Raw genomic sequence first — 16310 nt, forward strand, 5'->3', positions numbered from 1 at the left:
ACACAGAGGAATGCTCCCATGCTATGGAAAAAAGGCCGACGCAGCGACAACGTGGTGGATGCCCGCGATGAAAGTGGCGGCGGCGGTGGCGGTATGCGCTTTGGCGGCGGCAAGGGCCTGAGCCTGACGGCCATTGTGCTGATCGTCGGCATTGGTTGGCTGACCGGCCAGGACCCGATGCAGATCCTTGGCCAGTTGACCGGCCAGATGGAACAGGCGCCGTCGGTGAGTTCGCAATCGCGCCAGGCGCCACCGGCCAACGATGAGCACGCCGATTTTGTGCGCGCAGTGCTGGGCGACACCGAAGACACCTGGGGCCAGGTGTTCCAGGAAAACGGCCTGGCCTACAAGAACCCCAAGCTGGTGCTGTTCCGTGGCCGGGTGAACTCCGCCTGCGGTGGCGCCACCTCGGCCAGCGGCCCGTTCTATTGCCCGGCTGACCAGCAGGTCTACCTGGACCTGGATTTCTTCCGCGAAATGTCGCAACGCTTCCAGGCCGCCGGCGATTTCGCCCAGGCCTACGTGATCGCCCACGAAGTCGGGCACCACGTGCAAACCCTGCTCGGCATCTCGTCCAAGATCCAGGCGGCGCGCCAACAGGGTCGGCAGATGGAAGGCGATGGCGGCCTGCTGGTACGCCAGGAGCTGCAAGCCGACTGCTTTGCCGGGGTGTGGGCCAATCGGGCGCAAAAACGCCTGAACTGGCTGGAGCCCGGCGATATCGAAGAAGCCCTGAATGCAGCCAACGCCATTGGCGATGACCGCTTGCAGCAACAGGGCCAAGGGCGCGTGGTGCCGGACTCGTTTACCCACGGCACCTCGGCGCAACGGGTACGCTGGTTCAAGACCGGCTTCGCACAGGGCCAGATCACTCAATGCGATACCTTCGCGGCCAAGAGTCTCTAAATGATCAAACGATTGGGGTTGCTGCTGGGTGTGTTCGTGTCCTGCTGCACCCTGGCGGCTGAACACGGCGTCAAGGTGGTCAGCCCCGATCGCTTTCATCTGGAGGCCGGCGACCTCAGCCTTGGCGTAAGCCAGGACTGGCGCCAGCCGCTGCCCAAGGTCACGCGTGCGCTGATCATCGTGCACGGCCGCCTGCGCAATGCGCAGACCTATCTGCAAAGCGGTATCGACGCCGCCACCCATGCCGGGGTCGGCGGCACTACGCTGGTGATCGCGCCGCAGTTTCTGAATCAATCGGACGTGAAGCGTAACCATCTGGGCAATCAGGTATTGCGTTGGAAGGGCAACGACTGGATGGCTGGCGAAGCTTCCACCGCGCCTGGGCAGGTCAGTTCTTATGGCGCTCTGGACCAGATCATCAAGCACCTGGGCAACCGCAAGCTGTTCCCGGCGCTAAAGGAAATCGTGATCGCCGGGCATTCCGGTGGCGGCCAGGTCGTCCAACGCTTCGCCCTCACCGGCCATGACCACCCATTGCTGCAGAGCGAAGGCATCAGCCTGCGGTACGTGGTGGCCAACCCATCGTCCTACGCCTACTTCAGCCCGCAGCGGCCGGTGCCGTTCGATACGGCCAGTTGCCCAAGCTTCAACGACTGGAAATACGGCATGCAAAAGCTGCCCGATTACGTGGGTGACCGAGGCGCCCAGCAACTGGAAAAAGCCTACGTCTCACGCGACATCACTTACCTGTTGGGCCAGCAGGACACCGACCCCAACCACCCGGCACTGGATAAAAGCTGCGAGGCCGAAACCCAGGGTGCGTATAGGCTGATTCGTGGGCACAACTACTTTGACTACCTCAAACTGCGCCATCCGCAGTTGAGTCACAAGCTGGTGGAAGTGCCAGGGGTGGGGCATGACGGGGATAAGATGTTTACCTCGCCAGAGGGAGAAAAGGTGCTGTTCACGCAGTAATCACTGACGAAACCCAATAAAAATGTGGGAGCTGGCTTGCCTGCGATGACGGACTGTCAGTTGACAGAGTGTCAGCTGACCCACCGCTATCGCAGGCAAGCCAGCTCCCACATTTGATCTCCGTCGCCTGGGTTAGATCATTCGGCGCAGCGCCGCACAATCCTCGGCATGCCAATCCGCCAACTCCGGCCACGGGTTATCCGGCAAGTTCACCAACACCGTCCTGGCCCCCGCCGCCCGGCCACAATCCAGGTCAAAGCGATAATCCCCCACCATCACCATCTCGCTCGGCGCTACCCCCCAGGCCGCCGCCAGTTTCAACAGGCCACCCGGATCAGGCTTGTGCGGCGCGTCATCACGCCCCAGCACATCCTCAATGGCAAAGCAGTCCGCCAAGCCAATCGCTTGCAGTGTGATATGGGCCAATTCCCGCGCATTACGCGTCAGGATGCCCAGGCGATAACCACGCCCGGCCAATTCCCTTACCAACTCAACGGCACCTTCGGCCGCGACCGACCCCAGCGCCAACTCGCGCTCATGCTCCAGCAACCAGGCATGTTTGGCTGCCGCAACATCCGCCGGCAATGCAGCCAGGTGCGTGAGGATGTCGTCCTCAGGCGCAATCTCCAACGCCACGCGAATGGCGGCAAAGTCATGCACTGCCACCGTCAGCGTGCCGTCCATGTCGAACACCCAATGTTTAACGTCTGACAGGCTCATGCCCAGTCCTTGCGATGGCGGATCAAGCCTTCCTGGGTCACCGATGCCACCAGTTGCCCGGCGCGGTTGTACACGCTGCCGCGGGAGAAACCCCGGGAGTTGCCGGCCCATGGGCTATCCATGGCGTACAGCAACCAGTCATCGGCACGCAGGTCGGCGTGGAACCACAGCGCGTGATCGAGGCTGGCCACCTGCATGTCTTTTTGCCACACGGTCTTGCCGTGGGGCAGCAACGAGGTGGTCAACAGGCCGAAGTCCGAGGCGTAGGCCAGCAAGTACTTATGCAGCGCCGGCGAATCCGCCAGGGCGCCGTCGGCACGAAACCACACGTACTTGACCGGGTCGGACGGCTGCGGGTTGAACGGGTCTTTTTCGGTGACCGGGCGCACTTCGATGGGCTTGGGGCACAGCAGCTTGTCGCGCATGTGCTCGGGGATCAGGTGCGCACGCTGTTGGGTCAGCTCCAGCTCCGACGGCAGATTCTCCGGGCCCACCACCACCGGCATGGTGGTCTGGTGCTCGAAGCCAGCTTCGTCGTACTGGAACGAGGTGGTACAGGTAAAGATCGGATGGCCCTTTTGAATCGCGGTGACACGGCGCGTGCTGAAGCTGCCGCCATCGCGCACGCGGTCCACCGAATACACCACCGGCAACGCGGCATCGCCAGGGCGCAAGAAATAACCGTGCAGGGAATGCACATGCCGCGCTTCTTCTACGGTCTGGCTGGCCGCCGACAACGACTGACCCAGCACCTGGCCGCCGAACAACTGGCGAAAGCCCAGGTCCTGGCTACGGCCGCGAAAGAGGTTCTCCTCGATCGGCTCCAGGGTCAGCAAGTCCACCAGATCTTCCAATACTTGGCTCATAGAGCAACTCCTACAATCAATAGGGCATTCCGGGCTGCTTATCCGTGCAGCGTGTCCAACCATTGGGCGCGGGTGATGCGGTACAAAACATGCGGGCGCAGCGGGTCACCGGCTGCGACTTTGGGGTGTTCGAAATCTGCCTGCGGATCGTAATGCATACCGATGGCCTGCATGACTTTTTGTGACGGCAGATTGGCTTCGGTGGTAAAGGCGACGACTTCGTCCAGCTGCAAGCGATCAAAGCCACAGCGCAATGCCGTCCAGGCCGCCTCACTGGCATAGCCCAGGCCCCAATGCTCACGGGCCAGGCGCCAACCAATCTCCACCGCCGGGGTGAAGCCCGCTTCGAAGCTGACATTCGCAAGCCCCGTCACGCCGATAAATTCGCCGGTGTCCTTGCGCTGCAAGGCCCAGAAACCAAAGCCATATTCAGCAAAATGCCCGCGAATCCGACCGATCAGCGCGGCGCTTTCCAAATGGCTCAATTTAGCCGGAAAGTAGCGCATCACCTGCGGGTCAGCGCACATGCGCGCAAATTCCGGCAGGTCGCTGTCGCGCCATTGGCGCAGCACCAAGCGTGCACTTTCCAATTCCAGTATCGGCTCCATGGGTCCCCCTGCCTTGCCATGTGCGTGAGTGTACAGCGCTGTTAAGATCCTTCGCAGGTTCCCGTCAGAAAATCCCATGCCCTTGCCATTGATCTACCACGAAGACTACAGCCCTGAGTTCCCGGCGGACCACCGCTTCCCCATGGACAAGTTTCGCCTGTTGCGTGACCACCTGGTGGACAGTGGCCTGACCCAGGACAGCCAATTGCTGCGCCCGCAGCTGTGCCCGGCAGACATCCTGGCCCTGGCCCATGAACCTGGGTATATCGAACGCTACATGGGCGGCGAACTGTCTCGCGAAGACCAGCGCCGCCTCGGCCTGCCCTGGAGCGAAGCCCTGGCGAGGCGCACCGTGCGTGCGGTGGGTGGCTCGATACTGGCGGCTGAACAGGCCCTCGAACATGGCCTGGCCTGCCATTTGGCCGGTGGTACCCACCATGCCCATTACGATTATCCGGCGGGATTCTGCATTTTCAACGACCTGGCAGTGATCAGCCGCTATCTGCTGGCCAGCGGCCGGGTCAATCGCGTGCTGATCTTCGATTGCGACGTGCACCAGGGCGATGGCACTGCACGCATCCTCCACGACACACCGGAGGCCATCACCGTGTCGCTGCACTGCGAAAAGAACTTCCCGGCACGCAAGGCCCAAAGCGACTGGGACATCCCGCTGCCCATGGGCATGGGCGATGCCGACTACCTCAAGGTAGTGGATGACGCGCTCAACTATTTGCTGCCGCTCTACCAGCCCGACCTGGTGCTGTACGACGCTGGCGTGGATGTACACAAGGACGACGCCCTCGGTTACCTCAAGCTGACAGACGCAGGCGTCGCCGCCCGCGATGAGAGCGTGATGCGCCACTGCCTGGGCCGCGACATACCGGTGATGGGCGTGATCGGCGGCGGTTACAGCAAAGACCGCCCCGCCCTCGCCCGTCGTCACGGCATCCTGCATCACAGCGCGCAACGGGTGTGGACGTCATCAGGCTGTCATTGAACTATGGGCGTTACCCACAATGCCTGTGGAACGGCCTGTGGATAACTTGAGCGTAAGCGGCTGCACGCGAGTGGCCGCATGGCCTGTAGGAAAGTGTACGTTTTTTGATCAGGCAGCGGCGTCGTGGTCGGGTAGAATGCTCGGCCTATTCACATCACCGTAGCCCTGCCCATGCCTCAGACTTCTGCCCACCACGTCTCCATTATCGGCGGTGGCCCTGCCGGGCTGATGGCTGCCGAAGTCTTGAGCCAAGCGGGCGTGCGGGTCGACCTGTACGACGGCATGCCTTCGGTGGGGCGCAAGTTCCTGCTGGCCGGTGTCGGCGGCATGAACATCACCCACTCCGAAGCCTACCCCGCGTTCCTGTCGCGCTATGCCGAACGCGCCCCGCACATGGCGCCGCTGTTGCGCAGCTTTGGCGCCGAGGCGTTGTGCGAATGGATCCATGGCCTGGGTATCCAGACCTTTGTCGGCACCTCCGGCCGCGTATTTCCTACCGATATGAAAGCCGCACCGCTGTTGCGCGCCTGGCTCAAGCGCCTGCGGGATCAAGGTGTGGTTATCCACACCCGGCATCGTTGGACCGGTTGGAATGCCGAAGGCGATTTACTTATCCACAGCCCGGACGGCGACAAAGTTGTCCACAGCGACGCGGTGTTGCTTGCCTTGGGCGGCGGCAGTTGGTCACGCCTGGGCTCTGACGGTGCCTGGCTTAACCTGTTTGAAGGCAAAGGCCTGCCCTATGTGCGCCTGCAACCGAGCAACTGCGGGTTCGAAGTGTCGGCCTGGAGCGAGTTGATGGTCAGCAAATTCGCTGGCGCACCGTTGAAAAACGTCGCCATTGGCTTGGGGGATGACAAGCCTCGGCTGGGTGAATGCGTGATAACCGCCACCGGTATTGAAGGCAGTTTGATTTACGCCTTGTCGGCGCCAATTCGCGAAACGATCAACCGCAGCGGTGCAGCCACGGTGCATATCGATTTGCTGCCGAGCAAGCCGCTGGACAAGGTGCAGGCCGCATTGGCCAAGCCCCGGGGTTCGCGGTCGATGAGCAAGCACTTGCACAGTCAGTTGGGGTTGGATGGTGTGAAAGCAGCCCTGCTGCGCGAGCTGACGCCCGCTGAACACTTCACCGATCCGGCGCAGTTGGCAGTGGATATCAAGGCGTTGCCGCTGACATTGGTGAGGACGCGGCCGATGGATGAGGCGATCAGCACAGCGGGGGGTGTGCCGTTTGAAGCGCTGGATGAGCGGTTGATGCTCAAACCATTGCCTGGGGTGTTTTGTGCGGGGGAAATGCTGGACTGGGAGGCGCCCACTGGTGGGTATTTGCTGACGGGGTGTTTTGCCAGTGGCAGAGCGGCTGGGCTGGGGATGTTGGAGTGGCTTAATCGCTGAGAGCCGCGCTGGATTCAAGGCCGCCATCGCAGGCAAGCCAGCTCCCACCTTTGACTGTATTCACAATTTAAAGGTGGGAGCTGGCTTGCCTGCGATGAGGCCATCAGCCACAGCGCAAAATCACTTCTTCTTACGCGGCCCGGTATTGAAAACCGGCACCTTGCGCACCGGCTTGATCGACGGCTCAGCCGGCGCCACGTCACCACTGTCCACCCACTTGCCCAGGTTGCGCTTGCCGCCACCACCGGACGTTTTAGGTTTCTTCGGTTTTTTCGGCTTCTTCACCACCTGCCCGCTGGCATCGGTATCCGGTACACGATGCTCCGGCTCGAAATCCGCTTCCATTTTGCGGGTGAGGGTCTGGCGGGTCAGCATCTCGATCGCCGAGAGCATGTTCACCTCATCAGCGCACACCAGGGAGATCGCCTCCCCAGTGTTGCCCGCACGCCCGGTACGGCCGATACGGTGGATGTAGTCCTCGGCCACGATCGGCAGGTCAAAGTTGACCACCAGCGGCAGGTCTTCGATATCCAGGCCACGGGCCGCCACATCAGTGGCCACCAGGATTTGCACCTCGCTGGCCTTGAAGCGGTCCAGTGCGCGTTGGCGGGTAGCCTGGGGCTTATCGCCATGGATGCCGTCGGCGTTGATGCCCAGGCCCTGCAACTTGTCCACCAGGGCGTCCACGCCGTTGCGGGTCTTGGCGAAAACCAATACCTGCTTCCAACGGCCCTTGCGCATCAGGTGCACAAACAGTTCAGGCTTGCGCTTCTTGTCCACCGGCACCACCCACTGCTTGACGGTGTTGGCAGCGACGTTGCGCGGGCTGACTTCGATGCTCAGCGGGTCGTTGAGCATCTGCCCAGCCAACAGGCGGATGTCATCGGAGAAGGTCGCAGAGAACAACAGGGTCTGGCGCTTTTTCGGCAACATGCGATAAATGTTGGCAAGCTCTTCGGAGAAGCCCAGGTCGAGCATACGGTCGGCTTCATCCAGCACCAGGGTTTGCAGCTGGTTGAGCTTCAGCGCGTTCTGGCGGAACAGGTCGATCAGGCGGCCAGGGGTGGCGACCAGAATGTCGACGCCTTTGCGCAGCTTCATCATCTGCGGGTTGATGCTTACCCCGCCGTATACCGCGTAGGTGGTCAGCGGCAGGTGCTGGGCATATTCAGCGACGCTGGCGTGAACCTGCTCGGCCAGTTCGCGAGTCGGGCACAGGATCAGCGCACGCGCCGAGTTGGCGGCGACTTTCGGCCCTTCCATGGTCAGCAGTTGCAGCAGCGGCAAGGCGAAACCTGCGGTCTTGCCGGTGCCGGTCTGGGCCGCGGCCATCAGGTCGCGACCGGCCAGCACCGCCGGAATGGCTTGCGCCTGCACCGGCGTCGGGGTCTGGTAGCCAAGCGTCTCAAGGGCGCGCAGCAAGGGTTCGATCAGGCCAAGGGTGGCGAAAGTCATGTAGTTACCGTAGGAAAAATTCAGCGCAAGGGCGTAATGCGCGGCAGTTTACCTTATTTCCGGCTTGGGCTTGCGCCACTGGGGCAGGCTGATCAGCAACACGGCGCTGATGATCACCAGCATCGCCAAGGCTTCTTCCAGGCCGATGGTCTCACCGACGAATACAATCCCCAGCAACACCGCCACAGCCGGGTTCACGTAGGCATAGCTGGTCGCCGCTGCCGGACGCACATGCTTGAGCAGATACATGTAGGCGTTAAAGGCGATGATCGAACCGAATACCGTCAAGTAGGCCAGGGCCAGCCAGCCTTCCAGTGGCGGCATGGCCTGCAGGTGCTCGCCCGACAGCGCGCTGACAATCAGCAGCGCCACGCCGGCCACGAGCATTTCTGCGGCACTGGCCATGGCGCCCTGGGGCAGTGGCAGGTGGCGGCTCCACACCGAGCCGAAAGCCCAGGAGGCCGCCGCGACCAACAGCAAAACTGCACCCGATGGGCTTGATTGCAAGGTACTGCCCATATTGAGCATGGCGATGCCGATGATGCCCAGAATCACCCCGGCCCACTCCAGCCGCGTATTACGCGCGCCCCAGAAAAACCCGCACAGCAGGGTAAACAACGGCACGGTCGCCACGGCCAATGCCGCCACACCGGACGACACGCCCATATGTTCGGCCACGCTGACACCACCATTGCCCACGGTGAGCAACAAAATGCCGATCATCCCGGCGGCCTTCCACTGCGGCCAGGTTGGCGCCGGCACCCCGCGCCACCTGAGGAAGCCATACATCAACACACCCGCCGTGCAAAACCGAATCCCCGCCAGCAACAGCGGCGGCCAGTACTCCACGCCGATGCGGATCACCAGGTAAGTGGAACCCCAGATCACATACAACGCGAAAAAGGCGGCGATCAACGGTAAGGGAAAGCGACGTGGGCCAGGCATTGGGCGGCTCTAATGGCAGGAAAAGGGAGACTTATTCTAGAAACGAAGGTGGATAAACTTAAGTTACAAAACCTGTTTAAACCGCCCATACACTTTTCAAACCATGGTTATGAGGGCTATAACCCGTGCTTTCGAAAGCCACGCGCCACCGGAGCCTTACCATGGACAAATACGACCGCATGCTGCTCAGCGCCCTGCTTGAAGATGGCCGTGCTTCCTACGCGCAACTGGCGCGCACCGTGAACCTCTCCGCCCCCGCCGTGGCCGAACGCGTGGCCAAGCTTGAGGCCAGCGGAGTGATCACCGGGTACCAGGCCAAAGTGGATCTATCCAAAGTCGGTTTGCCGATTCAGTGCGTAATTGAACTGCGGCTGACCAATCACGGCAGCCAGAAGGTGTACGACGCCCTGGCGCAAATTCCCGAACTGACCGAATGCCACCGGGTCACGGGCGACCCGTGCGTGATCATGCAAGCGGCGGTAGGCACCATGCCGCAGCTGGAAGACCTGATTAATCGAGTGGCGAAGTTCGGGTTCAGCAAGACCTCGATTATTTTGTCCAGCGCTATAGAACGGCGGGTGCCGTTGGGGCAGTTGGAAGCCAATGGGAAAAATGGTGGCTGACCTACCGCCATCGGGAGCAAGCCCCCTCCCACACTTGATCTGTGAACACCTTCAAAATGTGGGAGGGGGCTTGCTCCCGATGGCGTCATTAGCTTCATCGCAAGACCAATCTCTTTCATTTGCGGGACGTTTCCGAGAGAATCCCACGGCCTTGTTTCCGTCGGATTCGGTAGCTAGTCTCGCCCTGTCATCGAATGTTCGGTGACCGGACGTGCAAGTCCGATGGCAAGCAAGATCATAAATAAACCTGCAGCCGATATGCCTGTTATGGCGGCTGTGCGTGGGAGGCCTTCGGGCCTGCTGGGTTTGGATCCTTGCCCCGGTCTTGCACACCTACGCACAGTTGCCACCCTAATTCGCGTGCAAGCGAACGGTGTCGACTTCTTCCAGCAAGGAGTTTCACCATGGCCAAAAAAGTCACCCCCGATCCACCCAAGTCCAAAACCGACTTCCTCAGCGAAGACGCCCTGCTCCACCGTCGCGCCATCGACTACTACCTCAAGGCATCCGCCCCGGATGCGCCGATTTTTATCCTGAATGACAACCTGAGCTTCGAAGACGCGTTGGCCCATGCGGCGGATTTGTTGCATTGCGCGGTGGAGACGGCCCATGGGTCGGGCGAGGTGATGAAGGCGCCGCAGCGGGCGGTGATGCATTTGGTGGAGATGGCGAAGGGAGTGGTGGACCAGGCGTTGGCGTGCACACAGCCTCGATAGGCGCCGCATCACTAAATGTGGGAGGGGGCTTGCTCCCGATGGCGGTGTATCAGCCAGCTTATTTTTAGCTGACACACTGCTATCGGGAGCAAGCCCCCTCCCACATTTGGATCTTTGGTGTGCTTGAGAGGGTGGCTGGTTTAGAACCCGCGATGCTTTTTCAGGTGCTCATTGATTTTGGCGGCAGGTACTTTCTGCAAGGTGCATAACAGGTCATGGGACAGTTCGCGCAGGCCGTGGGTCTGGCGCAGTTGCTGGGCCAGGTGCGCCGTGAGGTTGGCGGCCATTTCCGCATCCGCCAGCGCCCGGTGAGCCTGGCCGGTGTGGGGCAGTTTGGCGTAGGCGTTGAGGGTGCCGAGCTTGTGGTTGGGCGCAGCCGGCATCAGGCGGCGGGCCAGCAGCAGGGAGCAGGCGAATTTCTGCAGGCGGGTGCGGCGGATCAGGCCGAGCTCATAGTCCCAGAACTTCTGGTCGAAGGCGGCGTTGTGCGCCATCAAGGGCGTGGTGCCGACGAACTCATTGACCTCGTTCATCACTCGCTCAGCCGGTGGCGCACCGCGCAGCATGGCGTTGCTGATGCCGGTGAGCTGTTCGATAAAGGCCGGTACGCGCACACCGGCGTTCATCAGGCTCTGGTAGCGGTCCACGATTTGACCGCGCTCGAGGATGACCACGCCAATCTCCGTGGCCCGGCATTGGCTGCTGGGGGTGATGCCGGTGGTTTCAAAGTCGATGACCGCTATACGTTCCAAACCTGCTCCAACTCCATTCAACAATCTATTTCTATTTGAGCAACAACGCGCCTTCGATCGGCACGTAGTGGCTGGCGGCGCGTATCAATGAGTTGGCCGTCAGCCCCGGCACGCCGTAGGCCACGGCCCGCACGCCATGCTTTTGGATGATGCGTTCGAGCAGCATGTCGAAATCGCCGTCACCGGAGGCCAGTACGATTTCGTCGACATGGTCGGCGGCGTCCATGATGTCGAGGGTGATGCCCACGTCCCAGTCGCCCTTGGCCGAGCCATCGCTGCGCTGGATATACGGCTTGAGTTTTACCGTAAAGCCCAGGTTGCGCAGGATCTGCTGGAATTGCTGCTGCTTGCTGTCGCCACGGTCGATGGCATACGCGTACGCCTCGACAATCTGCCCGCGAGCGCTGATGTCAGCCCACAGGGCGGCGTAGTTGAAGTGGCAGCCATAGGCTTGGCGCACGGTGTAGTAGAGGTTTTGTACATCGGCGAACACTGCAATTTTCTTCACCGCACTTCCTCATGGACAGCCAGGCGCCAGCGCCCGGAAAGGGCGCCAGTATGCCAGCCAAGGGAGCGTTTCCGGGAAAAAATCAGACCGGAGCGCCGTGGCGCCCCGGGCCAAGAGGTGTCAGACGAAGGAATCGTCGTCGCCGAAGGAAGAGGAATCGTCGGAATAATCGCTGTCAGCCAAGTTGTCAGAGTTGTTGCCCCAACTGTCATTGCCGGCAAACTTCTGGTCATCGTTGCCCCAGTCACCCTGGTCGCTGGCCGGTGCCGGTTGTTCGATGATTTCTTCCACCACCTGTGGTTGCGAGTTGTGATGGAACAGGCTGCTGATACCTTCGGCGAGCAACACACCACCGGCCACACCGGCAGCGGTCTTCATGGCGCCGCCGAGGAAGCCGCTGCCCACGGGTGCGCCAGCCGGTGCTTGCGGCGGTTGATAGTTTTGCTGCGGTGCTGGCTGGTTGAACGACGGCCGCGCCGGCTCACGCCAGCCGCCACCGGAGTTGTTCGGCGCAGGCTGTGGCTCACGGGAGCTACCGCCAAAGATGCTCGACAAAAACCCACCACCACTGGCCGGCGCCGGTTGCGCAGACTTGGCCCGCTGCAGTTCGTCCTGCAATTGCTGGATCTGTTGCGCCTGTTGCTTGTTTTGCGCATCCAGAGCCTGGAGCGCATGTTCCTGCACCAGCAATGACTGGGTCATGTAGTAGCCGGCGGCCGGCTGGCGAGTCATGTGCTCCTTGATCCGCGCTTCGGCCTGGGCGTCGCGGGGGGCTGAGTCCGTTTCGGCTTGCTGCAACCGTGAAAACAGTCCATCGATCAGGGTTTGCTCTTCGCTGTTCATGGCGACCTCGTTAGATTGCCGATAAAAAATTCCGGTCCCGCCTGTGATCAGGCCGGGTGCCTTCCAGTTATGGGGATGTTACGAGTTGTTTCAATGGTCTTTACTCAAGGTTTACGTTTGCGCCCCTTTGGACCCTGATCGGTTAAAGTGTGGCCCTCTGCTTCCAGGCCTGTGATGACCCTGATGAATCCGTTAGACGTTTTGCGCGACTCCTTGCGTTTTACCCAGCGCAACCTGGGCGCCATCGTGCAGTTGTGCCTGCCGTTGGTGATCCTCGAAGCCCTGCTGCAACAAATACTGGACCACACGCTGGGCCCGGATGCGTTTCCCGGCTACAGCGTGGTCGTGGGTTTATTGGTGTACCCGCTGTACACCGGCGCCTTGATCCTGTTTCTCGACGCCCGCACCCGTGGCGAGTCGCCACGCACCAAGGATGTATGGGCCATGGCATTGAGCCTGTGGCCGCGCTTCGCCCTGCTGACGGCCATGAGCACGTTGTTGATATTGCTGGGCCTGTCGCTGTATTTCCTGCCGGGCTTGTGGCTGATGGTGGTGTTGGCGTTTGCCGAATACCTGCTGGTGCTGCGCGGTATGCCGGCGTTGGCGGCGATGAAGGAAAGCTTTCGCCTGACCCGCGGGCATTTCTGGCGAATCCTGGTGTGCCTGCTGTGCGTGATGACGCCGTTGTGGCTGCTCAAGGGTGCCAGCGTAGCGGCGTATCCCGAGCCCGCGCCGCTGCTGGGGCTGTTGATGGACAGTGCGCACAGCTTCCTGCAGTTGTTTACCAGCGTGGTGCTGTTCCGTTTATTCATGTTGATCGGTGGCGACGCCGACGCGCGGTGATATGCTCCGTGCCTCTTCTGACACGCATATAAGCCGAGCCGATGACCCGTTTATTGCGCATCACCCTGTTGAGCCTGTTGATCATCGCCGGCCTGCTGGCCGCGCTGATCTACAGCCTGACCTGGCGCCCTGCCGACAAAGAAACCCTGCCCGTCAGCTGCGTGGCACCCCGTGCGCCGACGCTGCTGCCGGGGCAGGCGCTCAAGGTCATGACCTGGAATGTGCAATACCTGGCCGGCAAGAACTACGTGTTCTGGTACGACACCCCGGACGGCAGCGGCCCGGACGATCGCCCTACCGTCGAAGACATGGCCTTCAGCCTCGACGAAGTGGCCCGGGTGATCCGCGACGAACAACCCGACATCCTGCTGTTGCAGGAGCTCGACGAAGGCGCCAAACCGTCCCACTATCAGGACCAGCTTGCGCTATTGCAGGAGCGCCTGGTCGACCTCTACCCGTGCAGCGCCCAGGCCTTCGACTGGAAAGCCGACTTTGTGCCCAGCCTGCATATCTTCGGCAGCGTCGGGCGCAAGCTGGCGACACTCAGCCGCTACCAGATCGAGCACGCCGAACGCCTGCAACTGCCGACCGCCGATGCCAACGTCATCAGCCGCCAGTTCCAACCCAAGCCAGCTCTGCTGCTGACATATCTGCCCTTGAGCGATGGCGGCCAACTGGCGGTGCTCAACACCCGCCTGGACGGCGGCGCACCTGGGCGCAGCGCGGTGCAGGAGCAAGTGGCAAGCACGGTAAAACTGCTGGATAAACTCGAAGGTCGCGGCACACCCTGGTTGATTGGCGGGGATTTCAACCTGCTGCCACTGGGCCAGTTCCTGCGCCTGGACGCTGGCAAGCGCGGCCAGTACTCGCCGGACAGTGAGTTGCATCTGCTGTGGGACAAATACCCGATGATCCCCAGCAACAGCCAATCCAGTGGTATCGACCGTGAGAAATGGCTGACGCACTTCCCCAACGATCCAAGCCTTGATGGCCCGGATCGCACCCTGGATTACCTGTTCTACAGCTCGCGGATCAAACGCGTGGAGGCGAAGGTGCGCCAAGACGATACGTTGCGTATTTCCAACCACCTGCCGGTAATCGCCCGCTTCCTGCTGCCTGCCGCGCAATAACCCCTAGGGTTTCAACACCTGGGCCCGCAGCGGCTTAAGCCACTCAAGGCTTTCAACCGTGGTGCCGGATGGGCGGTACTCACAGCCGATCCATCCTCGGTAGCCACGCTGCTCCAGCGCCGCGAACAAGGCGGCAAAGTCCATGGTCCCGGTGCCCGGCTCGTGACGCCCCGGGTTGTCGGCGATTTGTACATGGACGGTCCTGTCGTAAAACTGCGCCAGTACCCCGGCTGCGTCGCCGGTCAAAAGCTGGGCATGGTAAAGATCCAGAATCAGCCCGACACTCGTAAAGGTTTCCAGCACCTGTTGCGCCTTGTTGAAGTCAGACATGTAATAGCCGGGCATCGCCTGCGGGCAGATCACTTCAATAAGCGCGCGCAAACCCTGATCTTCGAGGTACTTGACCGCGTATTCCAGGTTACTTGCGTAGGCAGGCGCGCTCTCATCCTGGGGCGTGGTCACGCCAGACATGATGTGCACATCCGAGCAGTTCAGCGCCTTCGCATAGCGGGCCGCCTCGCGCAGCCCATCGCGAAATTCCTGCTCCTTGCCCTGCAAGGCAGCGATGCCTTTGGTAACACCTGCCGGCGCTGCGAACTGAATCAACGGCAGGTTGTATTGAGCCAGGTGATCGGCGAGCAGGCTGGCGTCAAATTCATAGGGCGATGGGAACTCCACCGCCCTGAAACCGGCAGCGGCGGCGGCTTCGATGCGTTGCAGAAAAGGCAATTCGTTGAACTGGAAACCGAGGTGAGCATTGAATTTGAGCATGGGTAACTATCCATCCTGGGAATAAACAAATCATCAGCCTGGAGCCTCATTCGCGGCTCCAGCGCCGCGCTATTGAAAGTGGTCAGTGCAAATACTCATGCTCTTCGTATGGTATTTTCCCACTCCAGTGCGGTGGGGGCATCTGCCCCGACGGGAACGGACTGAAGCTAACCATTCGGAATAAAACCTGTGATCAAGAAAGACCTCGCCCTGCAGTTGGCCCCACGCGTCATCGACATGGTTCGCGCCCGTTCGATGAAAGCCGGTGAGCCCTTGCGCGAGCAGACATTTGCGCAAGCGCTCGGGGTGTCGCGCTCGCCGATCCGGCGGGTTTTTGCCTTGCTCGCCGAGTGGGACCTTGCCATTCAAGAGCCCAATCGTGGCTATTTCCTCAAACAAGGTGCCGGGCAGATTCAGGAAGCCGCAGTCCCTTGCGCCAGCGATCCGTTCGAGGACTTTTACCTTCGCGTGGTCGACGACATTCTGAGCGGAGAAATACCGGCGCACTTTTTCGAAGCGCAGTTGTTGCGACGCTATGAGGTGCCCCGGGGGCAGTTGCTCAAGGTGCTGAACCGGTTGGCCGGCGAAGCCATGGTGGAGCGTAAGCCAGGCCAAGGGTGGGGCCTCAAGGACTTCGTGCATAACACGCAGGCGCATATTCATAGCTACCGTTTCCGGATGGCCATCGAACCGGCGGCGCTGCTTGAGCCCGGTTATCAGGTCAATCACGCCGCGTTTGCCCAGGCCAGGCAACAGCAACAGGCCTTGATCGACGGCGAGATCCAGACCTTGTCCCGCGCGCAACTGTTCCAGCTGGGGGCCCAGTTTCACGAAATGATCGTGCAGTGCTCCGGCAATGTTTTTTTCATCGACGCCATACGCCACCAGAATCAGCTCAGGCGCTTTATGGGCTACAAGGCCAACATTGATCGCACGCGTCTTAAGGCGCAATGCCAGGAACACATCCATTTGCTCGACCTCATCGAGTCTGATCGGCGTGAAGAAGCCGCACAGTTTCTCTGGCGCCACCTGGATCAAGTCGGCCGACTCAAGACTGATCAACGCGCAGTGCCAGAAGAAAGCCAAATCTAGAGCACGTCACTGACTACCCGTCAGTGCCGCAGCTTCGCCATCACCGCGCCCAATAACGGGCCAAGCAGCCTAGCACAATTGTTTCTGATCAAAACAGAATACAAAAAAATCACCAAACAGTTAATTTTTTCACTACATATTGTATTTCGTTACAACAATAGG

The 16310-nt window shown here is 60.9% G+C and carries 18 protein-coding genes; 9 read left to right on the forward strand and 9 right to left on the reverse strand.

Annotation, left to right across the window (positions count from 1 at the left end):
- Positions 1 to 18: 18 nt before the first annotated feature.
- Both LJX92_RS23125 and LJX92_RS23130 read left to right on the forward strand, forming a co-directional pair.
- Positions 19 to 906, forward strand: coding sequence for a neutral zinc metallopeptidase (locus LJX92_RS23125; RefSeq protein WP_228309007.1), 888 nt, complete (start codon positions 19 to 21; stop codon positions 904 to 906).
- The gene (locus LJX92_RS23130; RefSeq protein WP_228309008.1) at positions 907 to 1881 is read left to right on the forward strand and encodes an alpha/beta hydrolase; all 975 of its coding nucleotides are present in this window, start codon (positions 907 to 909) and stop codon (positions 1879 to 1881) included. It begins immediately after the preceding gene.
- 132 nt (positions 1882 to 2013) lie between these two features.
- Here LJX92_RS23130 and LJX92_RS23135 read toward each other — a convergent pair whose 3' ends face one another.
- Genes LJX92_RS23135 through LJX92_RS23145 form a run of 3 tightly spaced genes read right to left on the reverse strand, consistent with a single transcriptional unit; the run spans position 2014 to position 4075 of the window.
- Entirely contained in the window at positions 2014 to 2601 is a 588-nt protein-coding gene (locus LJX92_RS23135; protein WP_078822395.1) for an HAD family hydrolase, read from the reverse strand.
- A complete protein-coding gene (gene tesB, locus LJX92_RS23140) occupies positions 2598 to 3467 on the reverse strand; it encodes an acyl-CoA thioesterase II (RefSeq protein WP_005791655.1) in 870 nt (289 codons plus the stop codon). Before tesB ends, LJX92_RS23135 begins: the two co-directional genes overlap by 4 nt.
- Before the next feature lie 38 nt (positions 3468 to 3505).
- Positions 3506 to 4075, reverse strand: coding sequence for a GNAT family N-acetyltransferase (locus LJX92_RS23145; RefSeq protein WP_005791656.1), 570 nt, complete (start codon positions 4073 to 4075; stop codon positions 3506 to 3508).
- 76 nt (positions 4076 to 4151) lie between these two features.
- Between LJX92_RS23145 and LJX92_RS23150 the strand changes: the two genes are divergently transcribed.
- Both LJX92_RS23150 and LJX92_RS23155 read left to right on the forward strand, forming a co-directional pair.
- A complete protein-coding gene (locus LJX92_RS23150) occupies positions 4152 to 5072 on the forward strand; it encodes a histone deacetylase (RefSeq protein WP_005791657.1) in 921 nt (306 codons plus the stop codon).
- Positions 5073 to 5243: 171 nt separating this feature from the next.
- Complete coding sequence (locus LJX92_RS23155; RefSeq protein WP_228309009.1) at positions 5244 to 6470, forward strand: TIGR03862 family flavoprotein; 1227 nt, start codon at positions 5244 to 5246, stop codon at positions 6468 to 6470.
- Between the two features lie 120 nt (positions 6471 to 6590).
- Here LJX92_RS23155 and LJX92_RS23160 read toward each other — a convergent pair whose 3' ends face one another.
- Both LJX92_RS23160 and yedA read right to left on the reverse strand, forming a co-directional pair.
- Entirely contained in the window at positions 6591 to 7925 is a 1335-nt protein-coding gene (locus tag LJX92_RS23160) for a DEAD/DEAH box helicase (protein WP_103734837.1), read from the reverse strand.
- A gap of 48 nt (positions 7926 to 7973) precedes the next feature.
- Positions 7974 to 8870 (reverse strand): drug/metabolite exporter YedA, encoded by an 897-nt coding sequence (yedA, locus tag LJX92_RS23165; RefSeq protein WP_005791660.1) that lies wholly within the window; start codon positions 8868 to 8870, stop codon positions 7974 to 7976.
- 161 nt (positions 8871 to 9031) lie between these two features.
- Between yedA and LJX92_RS23170 the strand changes: the two genes are divergently transcribed.
- A complete protein-coding gene (locus LJX92_RS23170; RefSeq protein ID WP_005791661.1) occupies positions 9032 to 9493 on the forward strand; it encodes an Lrp/AsnC family transcriptional regulator in 462 nt (153 codons plus the stop codon).
- A gap of 404 nt (positions 9494 to 9897) precedes the next feature.
- Complete coding sequence (locus tag LJX92_RS23175) at positions 9898 to 10209, forward strand: DUF3077 domain-containing protein (protein WP_148854026.1); 312 nt, start codon at positions 9898 to 9900, stop codon at positions 10207 to 10209.
- A 140-nt stretch (positions 10210 to 10349) separates the two neighbouring features.
- On the opposite strand, the gene LJX92_RS23180 is transcribed toward LJX92_RS23175, so the two are convergent.
- The 3 genes from LJX92_RS23180 to LJX92_RS23190 all read right to left on the reverse strand — a co-directional run bounded on the left by LJX92_RS23180 (position 10350) and on the right by LJX92_RS23190 (position 12312).
- Complete coding sequence (locus tag LJX92_RS23180; RefSeq protein ID WP_032879341.1) at positions 10350 to 10961, reverse strand: PolC-type DNA polymerase III; 612 nt, start codon at positions 10959 to 10961, stop codon at positions 10350 to 10352.
- Positions 10962 to 10992: 31 nt separating this feature from the next.
- Positions 10993 to 11469, reverse strand: coding sequence for an NYN domain-containing protein (locus LJX92_RS23185; RefSeq protein WP_005791666.1), 477 nt, complete (start codon positions 11467 to 11469; stop codon positions 10993 to 10995).
- A 120-nt stretch (positions 11470 to 11589) separates the two neighbouring features.
- Entirely contained in the window at positions 11590 to 12312 is a 723-nt protein-coding gene (locus LJX92_RS23190; protein ID WP_228309010.1) for a DUF2076 domain-containing protein, read from the reverse strand.
- A 183-nt stretch (positions 12313 to 12495) separates the two neighbouring features.
- On the opposite strand from LJX92_RS23190, the gene LJX92_RS23195 reads away from it, so the two are divergent.
- The gene (locus tag LJX92_RS23195) at positions 12496 to 13155 is read left to right on the forward strand and encodes a YciC family protein (protein WP_057703350.1); all 660 of its coding nucleotides are present in this window, start codon (positions 12496 to 12498) and stop codon (positions 13153 to 13155) included.
- Positions 13156 to 13196: 41 nt separating this feature from the next.
- Positions 13197 to 14285, forward strand: coding sequence for an endonuclease/exonuclease/phosphatase family protein (locus tag LJX92_RS23200; protein ID WP_032879337.1), 1089 nt, complete (start codon positions 13197 to 13199; stop codon positions 14283 to 14285).
- A 3-nt stretch (positions 14286 to 14288) separates the two neighbouring features.
- On the opposite strand, the gene LJX92_RS23205 is transcribed toward LJX92_RS23200, so the two are convergent.
- Positions 14289 to 15056, reverse strand: a complete 768-nt coding sequence (locus tag LJX92_RS23205; protein ID WP_032879335.1) for a hydroxypyruvate isomerase family protein — start codon at positions 15054 to 15056, stop codon at positions 14289 to 14291.
- A gap of 189 nt (positions 15057 to 15245) precedes the next feature.
- Between LJX92_RS23205 and LJX92_RS23210 the strand changes: the two genes are divergently transcribed.
- Complete coding sequence (locus LJX92_RS23210) at positions 15246 to 16148, forward strand: GntR family transcriptional regulator (RefSeq protein ID WP_005791674.1); 903 nt, start codon at positions 15246 to 15248, stop codon at positions 16146 to 16148.
- Positions 16149 to 16310: the final 162 nt, after the last annotated feature.

It is taken from the genome of Pseudomonas sp. HN8-3 (assembly GCF_020790195.1).
Taxonomy (GTDB): Bacteria; Pseudomonadota; Gammaproteobacteria; order Pseudomonadales; family Pseudomonadaceae; genus Aquipseudomonas; species Aquipseudomonas synxantha_A.